The sequence below is a fragment of the Allobosea sp. P4_C6 genome (genome assembly GCF_056402015.1).
The window spans coordinates 52,387-66,196 of the sequence record NZ_JBFUIF010000012.1; the positions used below are offsets into that span (position 1 = coordinate 52,387).

The 13,810-nt window shown below is 66.9% G+C and carries 12 protein-coding genes; 4 read left to right on the forward strand and 8 right to left on the reverse strand.

Annotated elements, in window-relative coordinates:
* The 6 genes from murJ to hslV form a co-directional block, all read right to left on the reverse strand.
* Positions 1-1,560 carry a murein biosynthesis integral membrane protein MurJ gene (murJ, locus tag AC1DVA_RS11250; protein WP_265050954.1) on the reverse strand — a complete coding sequence of 520 codons (1,560 nt, stop codon included), beginning with the start codon at positions 1,558-1,560 and terminating at the stop codon, positions 1-3.
* A 15-nt stretch (positions 1,561-1,575) separates the two neighbouring features.
* Complete coding sequence (locus AC1DVA_RS11255; RefSeq protein ID WP_265050953.1) at positions 1,576-1,890, reverse strand: type II toxin-antitoxin system RelE/ParE family toxin; 315 nt, start codon at positions 1,888-1,890, stop codon at positions 1,576-1,578.
* Entirely contained in the window at positions 1,887-2,147 is a 261-nt protein-coding gene (locus tag AC1DVA_RS11260) for a ribbon-helix-helix domain-containing protein (protein WP_265050952.1), read from the reverse strand. The genes AC1DVA_RS11255 and AC1DVA_RS11260 overlap by 4 nt, the downstream gene beginning before the upstream one ends.
* A gap of 76 nt (positions 2,148-2,223) precedes the next feature.
* Positions 2,224-3,534 (reverse strand): ATP-dependent protease ATPase subunit HslU, encoded by a 1,311-nt coding sequence (hslU, locus tag AC1DVA_RS11265; protein ID WP_265050951.1) that lies wholly within the window; start codon positions 3,532-3,534, stop codon positions 2,224-2,226.
* 31 nt (positions 3,535-3,565) lie between these two features.
* Positions 3,566-4,627, reverse strand: a complete 1,062-nt coding sequence (locus AC1DVA_RS11270; RefSeq protein ID WP_476805984.1) for a hypothetical protein — start codon at positions 4,625-4,627, stop codon at positions 3,566-3,568.
* On the reverse strand, positions 4,624-5,193 hold the full coding sequence (hslV, locus tag AC1DVA_RS11275; RefSeq protein ID WP_320109520.1) for an ATP-dependent protease subunit HslV: 570 nt from the start codon (positions 5,191-5,193) through the stop codon (positions 4,624-4,626). The genes AC1DVA_RS11270 and hslV overlap by 4 nt, the downstream gene beginning before the upstream one ends.
* Before the next feature lie 376 nt (positions 5,194-5,569).
* Here hslV and AC1DVA_RS11280 point away from each other — a divergent pair, with 376 nt between their 5' ends.
* On the forward strand, positions 5,570-7,723 hold the full coding sequence (locus AC1DVA_RS11280) for a methyl-accepting chemotaxis protein (protein ID WP_476805985.1): 2,154 nt from the start codon (positions 5,570-5,572) through the stop codon (positions 7,721-7,723).
* 235 nt (positions 7,724-7,958) lie between these two features.
* Here AC1DVA_RS11280 and AC1DVA_RS11285 read toward each other — a convergent pair whose 3' ends face one another.
* A complete protein-coding gene (locus tag AC1DVA_RS11285) occupies positions 7,959-9,587 on the reverse strand; it encodes a long-chain-fatty-acid--CoA ligase (RefSeq protein ID WP_476805986.1) in 1,629 nt (542 codons plus the stop codon).
* Positions 9,588-9,721: 134 nt separating this feature from the next.
* Between AC1DVA_RS11285 and AC1DVA_RS11290 the strand changes: the two genes are divergently transcribed.
* Positions 9,722-10,186: a MarR family winged helix-turn-helix transcriptional regulator gene (locus AC1DVA_RS11290; protein ID WP_265054710.1), complete on the forward strand. Its 465-nt coding sequence runs from the start codon at positions 9,722-9,724 to the stop codon at positions 10,184-10,186.
* Entirely contained in the window at positions 10,176-11,663 is a 1,488-nt protein-coding gene (locus tag AC1DVA_RS11295; RefSeq protein WP_476805987.1) for an amidase, read from the forward strand. Before AC1DVA_RS11290 ends, AC1DVA_RS11295 begins: the two co-directional genes overlap by 11 nt.
* Here the strand turns inward: AC1DVA_RS11295 and AC1DVA_RS11300 are convergent.
* Positions 11,647-12,168 (reverse strand): YkgJ family cysteine cluster protein, encoded by a 522-nt coding sequence (locus AC1DVA_RS11300; protein ID WP_476805988.1) that lies wholly within the window; start codon positions 12,166-12,168, stop codon positions 11,647-11,649. The genes AC1DVA_RS11295 and AC1DVA_RS11300 overlap by 17 nt on opposite strands.
* 190 nt (positions 12,169-12,358) lie before the next feature.
* On the opposite strand from AC1DVA_RS11300, the gene AC1DVA_RS11305 reads away from it, so the two are divergent.
* On the forward strand, positions 12,359-13,738 hold the full coding sequence (locus AC1DVA_RS11305; protein ID WP_265054713.1) for an aspartate aminotransferase family protein: 1,380 nt from the start codon (positions 12,359-12,361) through the stop codon (positions 13,736-13,738).
* The last annotated feature ends 72 nt before the right edge of the window (positions 13,739-13,810 follow it).

Here is a 13,810-nt window from a genome sequence, read left to right on the forward strand (position 1 = left end):
TCAAGCCCGCCGCTTGCGCAAGGGGAGAGCGCCGAAGGCGCCGAGCACCCAGCCGGTGCCGCCATAGACGAAGAGTCCCCCAAGACAGAGCAGCGCGAGCGCGCCGACACGCTGCAGGATCGGCTGATCGAGGGCGAGCGACGGCGCCAGCGCCCTCAACAGCAGCGGCAGCGTGCCCAGCATGATCGTGCTCGCGATGAGGCTGGCGACGATGGGCCGCAGATTGCCGGGGCTGGGCCGCCAGATACCGTCCCGGATCAGCATGACGCCGAGCATCGTGGCCTGCACGGCGAAAGCCAGCGTCGCGGCGAAAGCCGCCATCTGCGCGGCATTGCTGCCATCGGCCAGGCCGAAACCGGCCAGCGCCGCCACCAGCACCGCGAGGCAGCCCGAAAGCAGCGGCAAGCGCGGCAGGTGCCGGGCGAAATAGACCTGGCCGAAGACCTTGGCAGCAATGGCGAAGGGCAGACCATAGCCGAAGGCAGCGAGCGCCGCAGCCGTCCGCGCGCGATCGGCGGCCCCGAAGCGGCCATGCTCGAACAGCACGGAGACGATCGGATCGGCCAGTGCGACGAGAGCGGTACCGGCCGGCAGCGCGAGCGCCAGGCCCAGCGCCAGCGAGTGCCCCAGCATTACGTCCGGCCCGTCCCGCCCGGCCGCGCTCGCCATGTCCGACAGCACGACCGTTCCCATCGCCACGCCGACGAAGCCGAGCGGGAGCTGGAAGACGCGATCGGCATAGTAGAGCGCGGCGACGGCGCCGGGCTCGGTCGAGGCGACCTGCGTCGCGACCAGCAGCACGAGCTGCGCGGCGGAGGCCGCGAGCAAAGTCGCGCCGCCCGTGCGCAGGAGGCGCGTCATGTCAGGCGACCAGCGCAGCACGGGGCGCGGCAGACCGAGGCCGCGCAGCGCCAGCAGGATCATGCCGAGATGGGCGACGCCGGTCAGGCTGACGCAGATGGCGAGCCATCGCGCCGCGCTCTCCGGCGGCGTGCCGTTGAGATGCAGCCCGAGCAGCAGGGCCAGCAGGATCGCATTCATCAGAGCCGGCGCCAGCGCCACCACGGCGAAGCGCTTCTCGGCATTGAGCAGCGCAGCCAGCAGCGACGCCAAGGTGGTCAGCAGCAGGAAAGGCAGCATCAGCCGGGTGTAATACGCGGCGAAGGCCAGCGTCGCCGGCTCCTCGGCAAAGCCGCCGGCGAGGCCGAGCACCAGCCAGGGCGCGAAGAGTTCTCCCACCGCGACCAGCAGCAGAAGCAGGAAGGCGAGGTTACCGGTCGCCTCGGCGGCGAAGCGGCGCGCCTCCTCCGGGCCCCGCTCGCGCGCAATGCCGAGATAGAGCGGCACGAAGGGTGCGTTGAGCCCGCCCTCGCCCAGCACGCGGCGGACGAGATTGGGCAGGCGCAGCGCGGCCAGATAGGCGTCCGCCACAGGACCGCCACCGAGCAGGCGGGCGATCAGCACATCGCGGGCGAAACCGAGCAGGCGCGAGGCAACCGTGGCGGCACCGACGACGGCCGAATCGCGGGCAAGACGGGAGGGCTCAGCGTCGGAGGTCAAAGCCACATTCCCCGGTCACAGCCCGAAATCCTCAAGGAAGCGACTGATTTGGTGCATCCGCGCATGCAGAATGGTCACGATGCCGATATCGCCGTTCGCCAGCCTGCGCCAGTAAACGACATGGCGCTCGTAACGAAAGAAGAAGCCATCGACGCCGAATTCCGCCGGAATGGGCCGCGACAGAACGGCATGAGATTCGATCCTCCCGAAAGCTTCGAACAGGCCTTCGATGTAGCCTTCGGCCTGCGCGGCCCCGAAGGCATCCCGCGTATAGAGATAGATCTCGTCCAGTCGCCGCGATGCCGCTTCCTGGACGCGGATGGCCGTCACGCGGAGGCCTTGTTGCGCGCGATCACCTCGGCCGCTGTCAGCGGACGATAGGATTCATCGGGAGCGGAGAAGGCATGAGTCAACTCGGCCTTGAGCCGCTCGAACGCCTCCTGCTCGACACGCTCCTTGTCACGCCGAATCAGATCCCGGACATATTCACTGACATTCTCATAAACGCCGTCCTCGCCGACATTGCGGGCCACGAAATCGCCAAGCGCGCTGCCGATTCGGACCGTCATTGTCGTCGTGCGGGCCATGGCTTCCTCCTTCTGTCTTCAAGATACACAATCCTGAAGACAGAAGCTATGACAGCCGGAGACGGCTTCCGCTGCTTCAGAGGATGAACCGGCTCAGATCGGCGTTCTTCGCGAGATCGCCGATGCGCATCTCGACATAGGCCGCATCGATGACGACGGTCTCGCCCGAGCGGTCCGGCGCGGTGAAGGAGACGTCGTCGAGAATGCGCTCGATCACGGTCTGGAGACGCCGCGCGCCGATGTTCTCGACCGTGGAGTTCACCTCCACCGCGATGCGGGCGATGGCGTCGATGGCGTCGGGCTTGAACTCGACCGTCACCTCCTCGGTCGCCATCAGCGCGACCGACTGCTTGATCAGGCTCGCCTCGGTCTCGGTCAGGATGCGCTTGAAATCCTCGATGTCGAGCGGGTTGAGCTCGACGCGGATCGGCAGGCGGCCCTGCAATTCCGGCAGCAGGTCGGAGGGACGCGAGACGTGGAAGGCGCCCGAGGCGATGAAGAGGATGTGGTCGCTCTTCACCGCGCCATGCTTGGTCGCGACGGTGGTGCCCTCGATCAGCGGCAGCAGGTCGCGCTGCACGCCTTCGCGGGAGACATCGGCGCCGCCCTTGCCCTCGCGGGCGCAGATCTTGTCGATCTCGTCGAGGAAGACGATGCCGTTGTTCTCAACCTCGCGGATCGCCGCCTGGATGATCGCCTCCTGGTCGATCAGCTTGTCGCTCTCCTCGGCCAGCAGCGGCTGGTAGGCGTCCTTGACCTGCATGCGCTTCGGCTTGCCCTTCTGGCCAAAGGCCTTGCCGAACATGTCGCCGAGATTGATCGCGCCGATCGAGGCGCCCGGCATCCCCGGCAATTCGAACATCGGCGTGGCAGAGCCACTGCCTGCCGCCACCTCGACCTCGATCTCCTTTTCGTCGAGTTCGTTGGCGCGCAGCTTGCGGCGGAAGGAATCGCGCGTCGCCTGGCTGGAATTGGCCCCCACCAGCGCATCGAGCACGCGTTCCTCGGCCGCGACATGGGCTTTTGCCTGCACGTCCTTGCGCCGGCTCTCTCGCACCAGCGCGATCGCGATCTCGACGAGGTCGCGCACGATCGATTCGACGTCGCGGCCGACATAGCCGACCTCGGTGAACTTGGTGGCCTCGACCTTGAGGAAGGGCGCGTTGGCGAGCTTGGCGAGGCGGCGGGCGATCTCGGTCTTGCCGCAGCCGGTCGGCCCGATCATCAGGATGTTCTTCGGCGAAACCTCCTCACGCAGCGGCCCTTCGAGCTGCTGGCGGCGCCAGCGATTGCGCAGCGCGATGGCGACGGCGCGCTTGGCATCCCTCTGGCCGACGATGAAGCGATCGAGCTCGGAGACGATCTCGCGGGGAGAAAAGCTGGTCATTGGGCTGGACTATCCGGGTGAAACTGCATGATCATTGCGGTAGCGCGACCGGCGGCAACCTCTCGCGCAGGCTGCCGAGCGGTAGGTGGGGCAAAATCGTGCCGCGCAGGCGCCGCCAACCCGCAGATAGCGCGAGCACGAGGACCGCAAGTCCAAGCAAGGCGAGCGGCAGGCCCAGACTGTCAGAGACATTGCGCGTGATCAGATAACCGAGCGCGATGCCGGCATAGCTCAGCCCCGAGACCAGCAGTGCACGCCGGTCGATTACCAGCGCAACGATGCCGAGAATGACGAACAGGCAAAGGATCAGGGCCGCTTCGGCAGAACCTAACCGCCCCGTGAAGGCGATGGCCCGGAAAATCGGATGGACGATCAGGCCGGCCGCCAACAAATGAAGCCAGAGGGCGGCGTCCGAATGCCGCGTGCGCCGGTTGGGATCGGCCATGTCAAGCTTCAGCGCAACCGCGAAGATCGTCAGCCCCCCCGCAACAAAAATAGCATTGGCAAAGCTGTGCATGAAGTCTGGCGCGAGTATGAACAGGGCGGCGACTATGGCTCCAAGCGCGCCGATGGCAGCCAGGGCGGGATCGATCGAGACCCGGAAGCGCCAGTAATGCAGAGCGGCCGCCAGACCGAAGCCTGCGAAGGCAAAAGTCGAGTAGCTGCTCTCGGCGCGAAAGGACCCCGAACTGAAGCTTTGCGGTCCTCCGAGGATACTGGCGAATACTCCCGCAGAGCCGGCGAACATCACCGCAAGCAGGATCGATGGAAGCGCAAGCCTCATCCGCCGTGCAAAAATCTCGCTCAGCCCCCAGGCTGCGAGCGCCGCTGTCAACGCGAAAGCATTGCCGAAGCCGAGCACACGCGAAAGACCGATCAACGCGCCGGCCAGCAGCGCTACGCCGATGCCGACGAAGACGTCGTTGAAGCCGCCGATCAGCCGGAAATGCTCGTCATCAGGATCGACGCTCTCCGCCTCGACGGCAGGTTGCGCAACCTGCCGCAACCGCGCCAAATGCACGATCCGCACAGCCTGGGCCTGGTCGATGATCCCTTGGGTAACAGCCTCCTGGATATCCTCCTGAGCGATCATGCGGACTCCAACGTCTCTATGACGAGGCTGTGGTTGGTGTAGACGCAGATGTCGCCCGCGATCTTCATCGCCTTGCGGACGATCGCCTCCGCATCAGGCTCGATATCGATCAAGGCGCGCGCCGCGGAGAGTGCGTAGTTACCACCGGAGCCGATCGCCATCACCGCGCCGTGCTCGCTCGCCTCCGGCTCCAGCACGTCGCCCGTGCCGGAGATCAGCAGCGAGACCTCCTTGTCGGCGACGAGCAGCATCGCCTCCAGCCGGCGCAGATAGCGATCGGTCCGCCAATCCTTGGCGAGCTCGACGCAGGCCCGCAGCAATTGCGTCGGGTATTGCTCGAGCTTGCTTTCCAGACGCTCGAACAGGGTGAAGGCATCGGCAGTCGCGCCGGCAAAGCCCGCGATCACGGCGCCCTTGGCGAGGCGGCGGACCTTCCTGGCATTGCCCTTCATGATCGTCTGGCCGAGCGAGACCTGTCCGTCGCCGCCGATGACGACACGCCCGCCCTTGCGCACCATCAGGATGGTGGTGGCGTGCATCACGGGGGTATTGCTGTGTTCGGACATGAGGATCAGGAACCGGAAAGCTGGACTGCGGAAGACGCCAACATGTTCAGGCGAGGCCGCTCTATCAAGAGGGAAGCCGCGCGACATCGCCCTCGATCACGATCGAGCGACCGATGGCTATGCGGACATGGCCTCGATCGTCAGGCTTATGCTGTGCTCTTCAAGACGAACAGAATACTTCCATGGAAGCTGCACCGGCGACTGCGTTATTCAATGTTTAGCTGTGAACGATTCTCTTGGCTGTTGCCGAAGGGTCGTCCCAGAATTCTACGTCACCCGGCGCAAAAATTTTTAAGCAGTTTTTTAGCCTTAATGACGAATGGTCGGTTTGTTGAAACGGCTTCCCCGGTCAGGAGGCTGTCCTGGGACCGTTATCATGAAATCCATTCGCCTGAAGATTCTCGCCATGCTCGCCATCGTCGCCGGCGGGGCCATTCTGTCTGCGATCATCAGTCTCTACGGCCTGCACAGGGCCGATGATCTGAACACGCGCTCCGAGATCCAGGCCAATGTCGCGCTCCTGACGCAGCGGATCAACGGCGTGGTCACGGCCGTGGTCATGGATGCGCGCGGAATCTACATGTCGAAGACCCCCCAGGAGGCCGAGCCTTTCGCCAAGGGCGTCGAGGATCGCTTCCCGACACTGCGCAAGCTCGTCGCCGATCTCCAGAAGATCGCGCCGGCCGAGCAGCGCGAAACCGTCGGGCAGATCGGCAAGGCGGTCGAGGACTTCATCACCTTCCGCAGCGAAACCGTTCGCCTCGCACGCGCCGTCTCGCCCGAGGCCGCCAACGCCCAGGGCAACAACGATCAGAACCGCGCCAATCGCAAGGCGCTGAACGACGTGCTCATCACCTTCAGCCAGGCCACCGAGAAAGCCGGCATCCTCGTCGGCGACGAGGCGACCGCCTTTACCCGCCAGGTGCAGTGGGTCCTGCCCATCGTCCTGCTGGCGACCCTGCTGGTCTCCGTCGGCGTCGCCCTCATCTTCGCCCAGCGCTCGATCACGCGCCCGATCCTCGACCTCAGCAAGGTCATGGAGAAGCTGACCGCCGGCGATACCCGCGTCGACGTCCCTCATGCCGACCGTCCGGACGAAATCGGTGCGATGGCGCGCGCCGTCTCGGTGCTGCGCCAGAGCACCGAGCAGGTCGCCTTGCTGCAGGAACAGGAGCGCGCCGCAGCCGCGGCCAGTCTGGCGCGTGCCCAGTCGATGGAGGCCGTGGTGTCGGATGTCGGCGAGGTCGTGGCCGCCGCAGCGGCCGGCGACTTCTCGGCCCGGCTGCAGATCGAGGATGCAGACGAGCAGATGAAGCGGCTGGTGGCCGGCATCAACGAGATCAACATAGTTGTTGATTCTGCGACGACGGAGTTTGCGCAGGCTTTGTCGGCGATTGCGGGCGGGGATCTGACCAACCGGGTCGAGACCGCCTATCGCGGCCGCTTCGCCGATCTCAAGGGCGCGATCAACGAGACGGTGGACCGGCTCTCGGCCACGGTCGCGACGATCCAGGCCACCTCGGCCGATGTCGGGCTCGCGGCGCGCGAGATCAACATGGGCGCCGACGACCTCTCCAAGCGCACCGAGGAGCAGGCGAGCTCGCTCGAGCAGACCGCCGCCACCACCGAGGAGCTCGCAGCCTCGGTCAAGGCYTCGGCCCAGGCCTCGAAGGATGCCGCCCGCATCGCCGACGAGGCCATGCAGGCCGCCCAGTCCGGCGGCGCCATCGCCGGCCAGGCGGTCGATGCCATGGCCCGCATCGAGAGCGCCTCGCAGAAGATCTCCGACATCATCCGGGTGATCGACGACATCGCCTTCCAGACCAATCTGCTGGCGCTGAACGCCGCGGTCGAGGCGGCCCGCGCCGGCGAGGCCGGCAAGGGCTTCGCCGTCGTCGCYTCCGAGGTGCGCACYCTGGCGCAGCGCTCGGGCGAGGCGGCCAAGGACATCTCCGGGCTGATCTCCTCCTCGAACACCGAGGTCGGCGAGGGCGTGAAGCTGGTGCGCCAGGCCGGCGACCAGCTCGCGCGCATCCTCGCCGCCTCGCAGAAGGTGGCGGCCACCATCGCCGACATCTCGGCCGCTTCGGGCGAGCAGGCCAACGGCATCGACGAGATGAGCCAGGCCGTCGCCCATCTCGACGAGATGACCCAGCAGAACGCGGCGCTGGCCGAGCAGAGCGCGGCCTCCGCCAATGCGCTGACCGGCCGGATCGGCCAGCTCAACGAGCTGGTCGCGGCCTTCCGCACCGGCCGCGAGGCGGTCGGCCAGAGCGGCTATCCCCAGCCGGTCATGGCCGCCTCCTCCGCGGCGCGCACCCTGAAAACCGTGGCGCCGGCGCGCGCCCCGGCCCGGCCGGTCGCGGTTGCGGCAGCGTCCGCGGCGGCATCCGCCCGGGCTCCGGCCGGCGCCGAGCCCGAGCGCCTGCGCCAGCTCGCCGAAGCCGCCTTCGCCCAGTCCAAGGCCACCCCCGCCCCGCGCAAGGTCGCCAATGGACGCGCCCAGGATGCCGGATGGGAAGAGTTCTGAGACGGACAGCCTCCGCACTCGCGCTCGACCAAGACACACGAACGGCGCCCCGAAAGGGCGCCGTTTGCGTTTTGGCGCCAGCTGGCAACGTCGAATCCCTTTGCCGTCATCCCGGGCTTGCCCCGGGATCCATCGAGAAGCACCGCGCTCTGCGATGGATCCCGGATCTCCGCTTCGCTGCGTCCGGGATGACGTGGCTCTTCTGGAGACTTTGAGAACGGCCCCTGCCCGGATGTCACCCCGGCAGCCGATAATCCTTGAACATCTCGCGCAGCGCCGTCTTCTGGATCTTGCCGGTCGCCGTGTGCGGGATGGCCTCGACCAGCACGACATCATCAGGCAGCCACCATTTCGCGATCTTGCCGGCCATGAAGGCGAGCATCTCGTCCTTGCCGGGCGTGCGGCCGGGTTTCGGCACGATGACGAGCAATGGCCGCTCGTCCCATTTCGGATGGGCAACGCCGATCACTGCCGCTTCCGCCACGTCGGGATGGCCGACCGCGAGATTTTCCAGATCGATCGAGGAGATCCACTCCCCGCCGGACTTGATCACGTCCTTCGAACGATCGGTGACCTGCATGTAGCCGGCGGGGTCGATGGTGGCGACGTCGCCGGTATCGAAGAAGCCGTGTTCGTCGAGGATGTCCTCGTCCGCGCGCCGGTAATAGGCACCGGCCACCGCCGGCCCGCGCACCTTGAGGCGGCCGAAGGTCCGTCCATCCCAGGGCAGGTCCCGGCCCTCGTCATCCGTGAGCCGGAATTCCACCGTGAAGGGCGGGTGGCCCTGTTTGACCTTGAGGTCGTAGAGCGCCTCGCCTTCGAGGCCACCATAGACCGGCTTCATCGAGCAGAAGGAACCGAGCGGGCTCATCTCGGTCATGCCCCAGGCATGCGCGACGGTGACGCCGTATTTGCGCTCGAAGGCTTCGGTCATCGCGCGCGGGCAGGCCGAGCCGCCGATCACGACGCGTTGCAGCGTCGAGAGCCTGCCGCCGGTCGCCTCCAGTTGCTGCAGCAGGCCGAGCCAGACCGTCGGCACCGCCGCCGTCATGGTGACGCCCTCGCCTTCGAGCAATTCGTGCAGCGACGCGCCATCGAGCTTCGCGCCGGGCATCACCAGCTTGGCGCCCGTCATCGGCGCCGAATAGGCGAGCGACCAGCTATTGGCGTGGAACAGCGGCACGACCGGCATCACCGTGTCGCGCGAGGACAGCCCCATATAGTCCGGCGCAGCGCAGGCCAGCGCATGCAGCACGTTCGAGCGATGCGAGTAGAGCACGCCCTTCGGCCCTCCGGTCGTGCCGGAGGTGTAGCAAAGCCCCGCCGCCGTATTCTCGTCGAGACGGGCCCAGGCGAAATCGTCGTCGGCCTCGGCCAGCCAGTCCTCATAGGCGACGGCACCCTTGAGGCTCGTCTGCGGCATATGCGCGGCATCGGTCAGCACGACATAGCGCTCGATGCTCGGGAGCTTCTCCTGCAGCTGCTCGATCAGCGGCACGAAGGTCAGGTCGAGGAACATCAGCCTGTCCTCGGCATGATCGACGATCCAGGCGATCTGCTCCGGGAACAGCCGCGGATTGACCGTGTGCGTGATCGCGCCGATGCCGCTGATGCCATACCAGAGCTCGAGATGGCGGTCCGTGTTCCAGGCCAGCGTCGCCACCCGGTCGCCGAGCGCGACACCCTCTCGCTTCAGTCGCTTGGCGACCTTGAGCGCCCGGCTCCTGATCTCGGCATAGCTGCGACGGCGCAGGCTGCTATCCTCGACGGCCCGGCTGACGACCTCGCGCGTGCCGTGCTGGATGGCGGCATGATCGATGATCCGATGGAGCAGAAGGGGCCAGTCCTGCATCAGGCCGAGCATGCGCGTTTCTCCCGGAGTCTTGTCTTTCCCGGAGGATAGCGACGAGCTTCCGCGAAAGGAAAGCTGCACCATCGAAGGCTCGCCTGTGCGCGCGAGATGGTTTAGGTCTGATCGTTCAAGAGGGGGAACGCGCGATGACCGCACCGAAGACCGTGCCACACGCGGCGACGGAGCCTGATCGCGTCTGGTTCCGCTTCATGCGATTGCACCAGCGCATGCTCATTCAGATGACGGCGCGCATCCGCACGCTCGGCCTCTCGGTCCCGCAATTCGACCTGCTTTCGACGCTGACCGAGCAGGAAGGCATCAGTCAGAGCGAGCTGGCCGAGCGGCTCTATGTCACCAAGGGCAACGTCTCCGGGCTGGTCGACCGCCTCGTGCAGGCCGGGCTCGTCGAGCGCCGCGCCATTGCGGGCGACCGGCGCTCCTACGCCATGCACCTGACGCCGGAAGGCCGCCGGCTGGCCGAGGCCGGCATCGCCGCCCAGCGCGATTTCGTCGCCAGCACGCTAGGCAAGCTCGGATCGGACGATCTCGCCGAGCTCGATCGCCTCGTGCTGCTCTGGCGCGATCTTGCCCGCGCCGTCGATGCCGAGTGACGGCACGATGGCTGCCGGCATCGATCTCACCGCCTCCGCCACGGTCTTGCGCGCGGCGCTGCTCGCCCGCCGCTTCAGCGCCACCGAGCTTCTGGAAGCGACCTTCGCCCGCATCGACTCGCTGAACCCGCGCCTCAACGCCATCGTCGCGCAGGATCGCGACGCCGCCCGCGCCATTGCCCTCGCCAGCGATGCGCGGATCGCCGCGGGCACGGCCCGCCCGCTCGAGGGCCTGCCGATCACGATCAAGGATGCCTTCGACGTCGCCGGCCTGCCCTCCTCCGGCGGCCTGCCGGCCTATCGCGAGCGCGTGCCGGCCGAGGATGCCGCAGCCGTGGCGCGGCTGCGTGCGGCAGGCGCGGTCATCATCGGCAAGACCAACGTCCCCGTGTTCTCGGGCGACTTCCAGAGCTACAACCCGGCCCATGGCGTGACCAACAATCCCTGGGACGAGGCGCGCTCGCCGGGCGGCTCATCGGGCGGAGCGGCCGTGGCCGTCGCGACCGGCATGAGCGCCTTCGAGCTCGGCTCCGATCTCGGTAGCTCGATCCGTTGGCCGGCCCATGCCTGCGGCGTCTTCGGCCTCAAGACGAGCTGGGGGCTGGTCTCGACCTGGGGGGCGATCCCGCCGCCGCCGGAACGGCGCACACCGCGCAATGCCGACCTGATGGTCGCCGGTCCGATCACCCGCGCCGCCGAGGATCTCGACCTGATCCTGCCGGTCATCGCCGGTCCGCGCGATGTAGCGCACGCCTCTGCGCCTTTGCCGGAGCCGCGCTTCATCGACGCGAAGGGCCTGCGCGTCGCGCTCTGGGCCGACGATCCCTTCGCCCCCGTCGACAGCCAGGTGTCGGCCGTCGTGCGCGAGGCTGCGCGTCGTCTCGCCGAGGCCGGCGCCATCGTCGACGAGACCGCCCGCCCTTCCGTCAGCTTCGCCGATGCCTTCGAGGTCTATGCTCTGCTGAACCATGCCGTCGTCGCCTATGGCCTGCCGCCCAAGGTGCGCGCCCGCATCCAGGCGCAGGCCTCGCGCTTCAGCCCGAACGACCTGTCGCACCAGGCGTTGCAGGCGCGCGGCGCGCGGATGACGCCCGGCCTCTATCAGCAGATCGCGCATCGCCGCTTGGCCCAGAAGCGGCAATGGGCACGTTTCTTCGGGCGCTACGACGTCGTGCTCTGCCCGCCGGCGCCGGTCGCGGCGATCCCGCACGACCACACGCCCGATATCCACGCCCGCCGGCTCCTCGTGAACGGCGAGCCGCGCCCCTATCTCGATTTCCTGCACTGGGCCGCGCTCGCGACCGGCTCGGACCTGCCGGCCCTGTCGGCGCCGGTCATGCTGTCGCGCGAGGGCTTGCCGCTCGGCGTGCAGATCATCGCGCCTTTCGGGGAAGACCGGACGGCCATCGCGGTCGGCGCCATGCTGGAACGCGCCGGGAGCGGTTTCGCCGTGCCGCCGCTCAGTTCGTCGCCCTGACCTTCTCGACGGTCTGGCGTCCGCCCGGCAGATCGCGCAGGACGATGCGCTCATCCGCCGCGAGCTGCCCGAGAACAGTCTCGCCGCTCGCCGTCACCGCGGTCGCGGTCTTGCCGACGAAGACGATCACCGGCCGGCTGCCGGCGGCCGCCCAGCGTCTGAACTGCGAGAGATAGGGCTCCTTGCGCCAGGCCTGTGCCGCGCCGGGGTCGACCTGCGCATAGAGCAGCCGGCTCGCGCCATCCATGGTCAGGACGAAGCGGCTGCGCTCCGGCTTCCACTCCGGGCCGAGGAAATCCTGGCTGATCCAGAGGCAATGGAAGTCGCGGCACTGCTGCGGGCGGGTGTCGTAGATGCGGCAGCCGCGCCCGGGCTGGCAATTCCGGCACCAGGTGCCGGCCGTCATCGGCACGGCCGGGCCATCGTAGACCTTGCAGCACAGCGCGCAGCTGCCGCAGCTGCGGCCGGGCGCCGGCCGGTTTGTCGAAAATGACGGGTCGAGCATCAGCCTTGGCCAGTCCGGAACGATTCCAGATTGGAAGATTGCCCACCTGTGCCAAGCCTGACAAGTGCGCGGCTTTGCGCCATCGGCCGCCTTGCAGCAGAGTATGGCGTCCCCTGCGCCAAAATCGCTCAACATTTGCGGTCAGTTCGGCTTATGGTGGCAAGAATTTTTAACAGGCCGGGAGCCCATCATGCTGTCGAATGTCGCCGTCAGGGATATCGAGACGCTCGTCCATCCCTATACGAACCTTGCCGCCCACCGGCAGAACGGGCCGCTGGTGCTGGAAAGCGGCAAGGGCATCTTCGTCTACGATTCAGCCGGCAAGGAATATATCGAGGGCATGGCGGGGCTCTGGTGCACCGCGCTCGGCTACTCCAACCAAGAGCTGATCGAGACCGCCTACGAGCAGATGAAGAAGCTGCCCTTCACCCACATCTTCGGCGGGCGCAGCCATGACCCGGCGATCGAGCTCGCCGAGAAGCTGAAGGAGATCGCGCCGGTTCCGATTTCGAAGGTGTTCTACGGCGCCTCCGGCTCGGACGCCAACGACACCCAGGTCAAGATCGTCTGGTACATGAACAATGCGCTCGGCCGGCCGCAGAAGAAGAAGATCATCTCCCGGCTGAAAGGCTATCACGGCGTCACCGTCGCCTCGGCGTCGCTGACCGGCCTGCCCAACAACCATATCGACTTCGACCTGCCGCTGCCCGGCATCCTCCACACCTCCTGTCCGCACCATTACCGCTTCGCCGAGCCCGGCGAGAGCGAGCAGGACTATTCGACGCGCCTTGCAGCCGAACTCGAGGAAATGATCCTGCACGAGGGGCCGGACACGGTCGCCGCCTTCATCGCCGAGCCAGTGATGGGCGCCGGTGGCGCGATCACCCCGCCGGCCGGTTATTTCGAGAAGGTCAACGCCGTCCTCGCCAAGTACGACATCCTCTTCATCTCGGACGAGGTCATCACCGGCTTCGGCCGCACCGGCAAGATGTTCGGCACCGAGACCTACGGCATGAACGCCGACACGATCTCGCTCGCCAAGCAGATCACCTCCGCCTATTTCCCGCTCAGCGCCGTCATGATGAACGAGAAGGTCTATGAGGTCCTGGTCGACCAGAGCCGCAAGATCGGCACCTTCGGCCATGGCAACACCTATGCCGGCCACCCCGTCGGCTGCGCCATCGCGGTGAAGACGCTGGAGATCTATCAGCGCGAGAAGATCGTCGATCACGTCAACAAGGTTTCGCCGGCCTTCATCCGGCGCCTCGACAAGCTCGCCGAGCATCCGCTCGTCGGCGAAGCCCGCGGTGTCGGCCTGATCGGCGGCGCCGAGCTGGTCAAGGACAAGCAGACCAAGGCCTCCTTCGAGACCAAGAAGGGCGTCGGCGCCAAGGCCGTGACCTACGCGCTGGAAGAGGGCCTCATCACCCGCGCCATGGGTGACCGTCTCGCCTTCTGCCCGCCGCTGGTCATCAGCGAGGCCGAGATCAACGAGATGTTCGACCGCTGCGAGCGCGCGCTCGACAAGACGCTGAACTGGGCCAAGGCGGAAGGCCTGTTCGCCGCCTGAGGGCCGGACGCACGAGGGATACGAAGGGCCGGGCGGCGATCGCCCGGCCCTTTTTCTTTTGTTCATCAATGT

Excerpts from the sequence above, each read along its gene's own strand:
- AC1DVA_RS11260 (WP_265050952.1), bottom strand. The coding sequence starts at position 2,147 with ATGGCCCGCACGACGACAATGACGGTCCGAATCGGCAGCGCGCTTGGC.
- hslU (WP_265050951.1), bottom strand. The coding sequence starts at position 3,534 with ATGACCAGCTTTTCTCCCCGCGAGATCGTCTCCGAGCTCGATCGCTTC.
- AC1DVA_RS11270 (WP_476805984.1), bottom strand. The coding sequence starts at position 4,627 with ATGATCGCTCAGGAGGATATCCAGGAGGCTGTTACCCAAGGGATCATC.
- hslV (WP_320109520.1), bottom strand. The coding sequence starts at position 5,193 with ATGTCCGAACACAGCAATACCCCCGTGATGCACGCCACCACCATCCTG.
- AC1DVA_RS11285 (WP_476805986.1), bottom strand. The coding sequence starts at position 9,587 with ATGCTCGGCCTGATGCAGGACTGGCCCCTTCTGCTCCATCGGATCATC.
- AC1DVA_RS11290 (WP_265054710.1), top strand. The coding sequence starts at position 9,722 with ATGACCGCACCGAAGACCGTGCCACACGCGGCGACGGAGCCTGATCGC.
- AC1DVA_RS11295 (WP_476805987.1), top strand. The coding sequence starts at position 10,176 with ATGCCGAGTGACGGCACGATGGCTGCCGGCATCGATCTCACCGCCTCC.
- AC1DVA_RS11300 (WP_476805988.1), bottom strand. The coding sequence starts at position 12,168 with ATGCTCGACCCGTCATTTTCGACAAACCGGCCGGCGCCCGGCCGCAGC.
- AC1DVA_RS11305 (WP_265054713.1), top strand. The coding sequence starts at position 12,359 with ATGCTGTCGAATGTCGCCGTCAGGGATATCGAGACGCTCGTCCATCCC.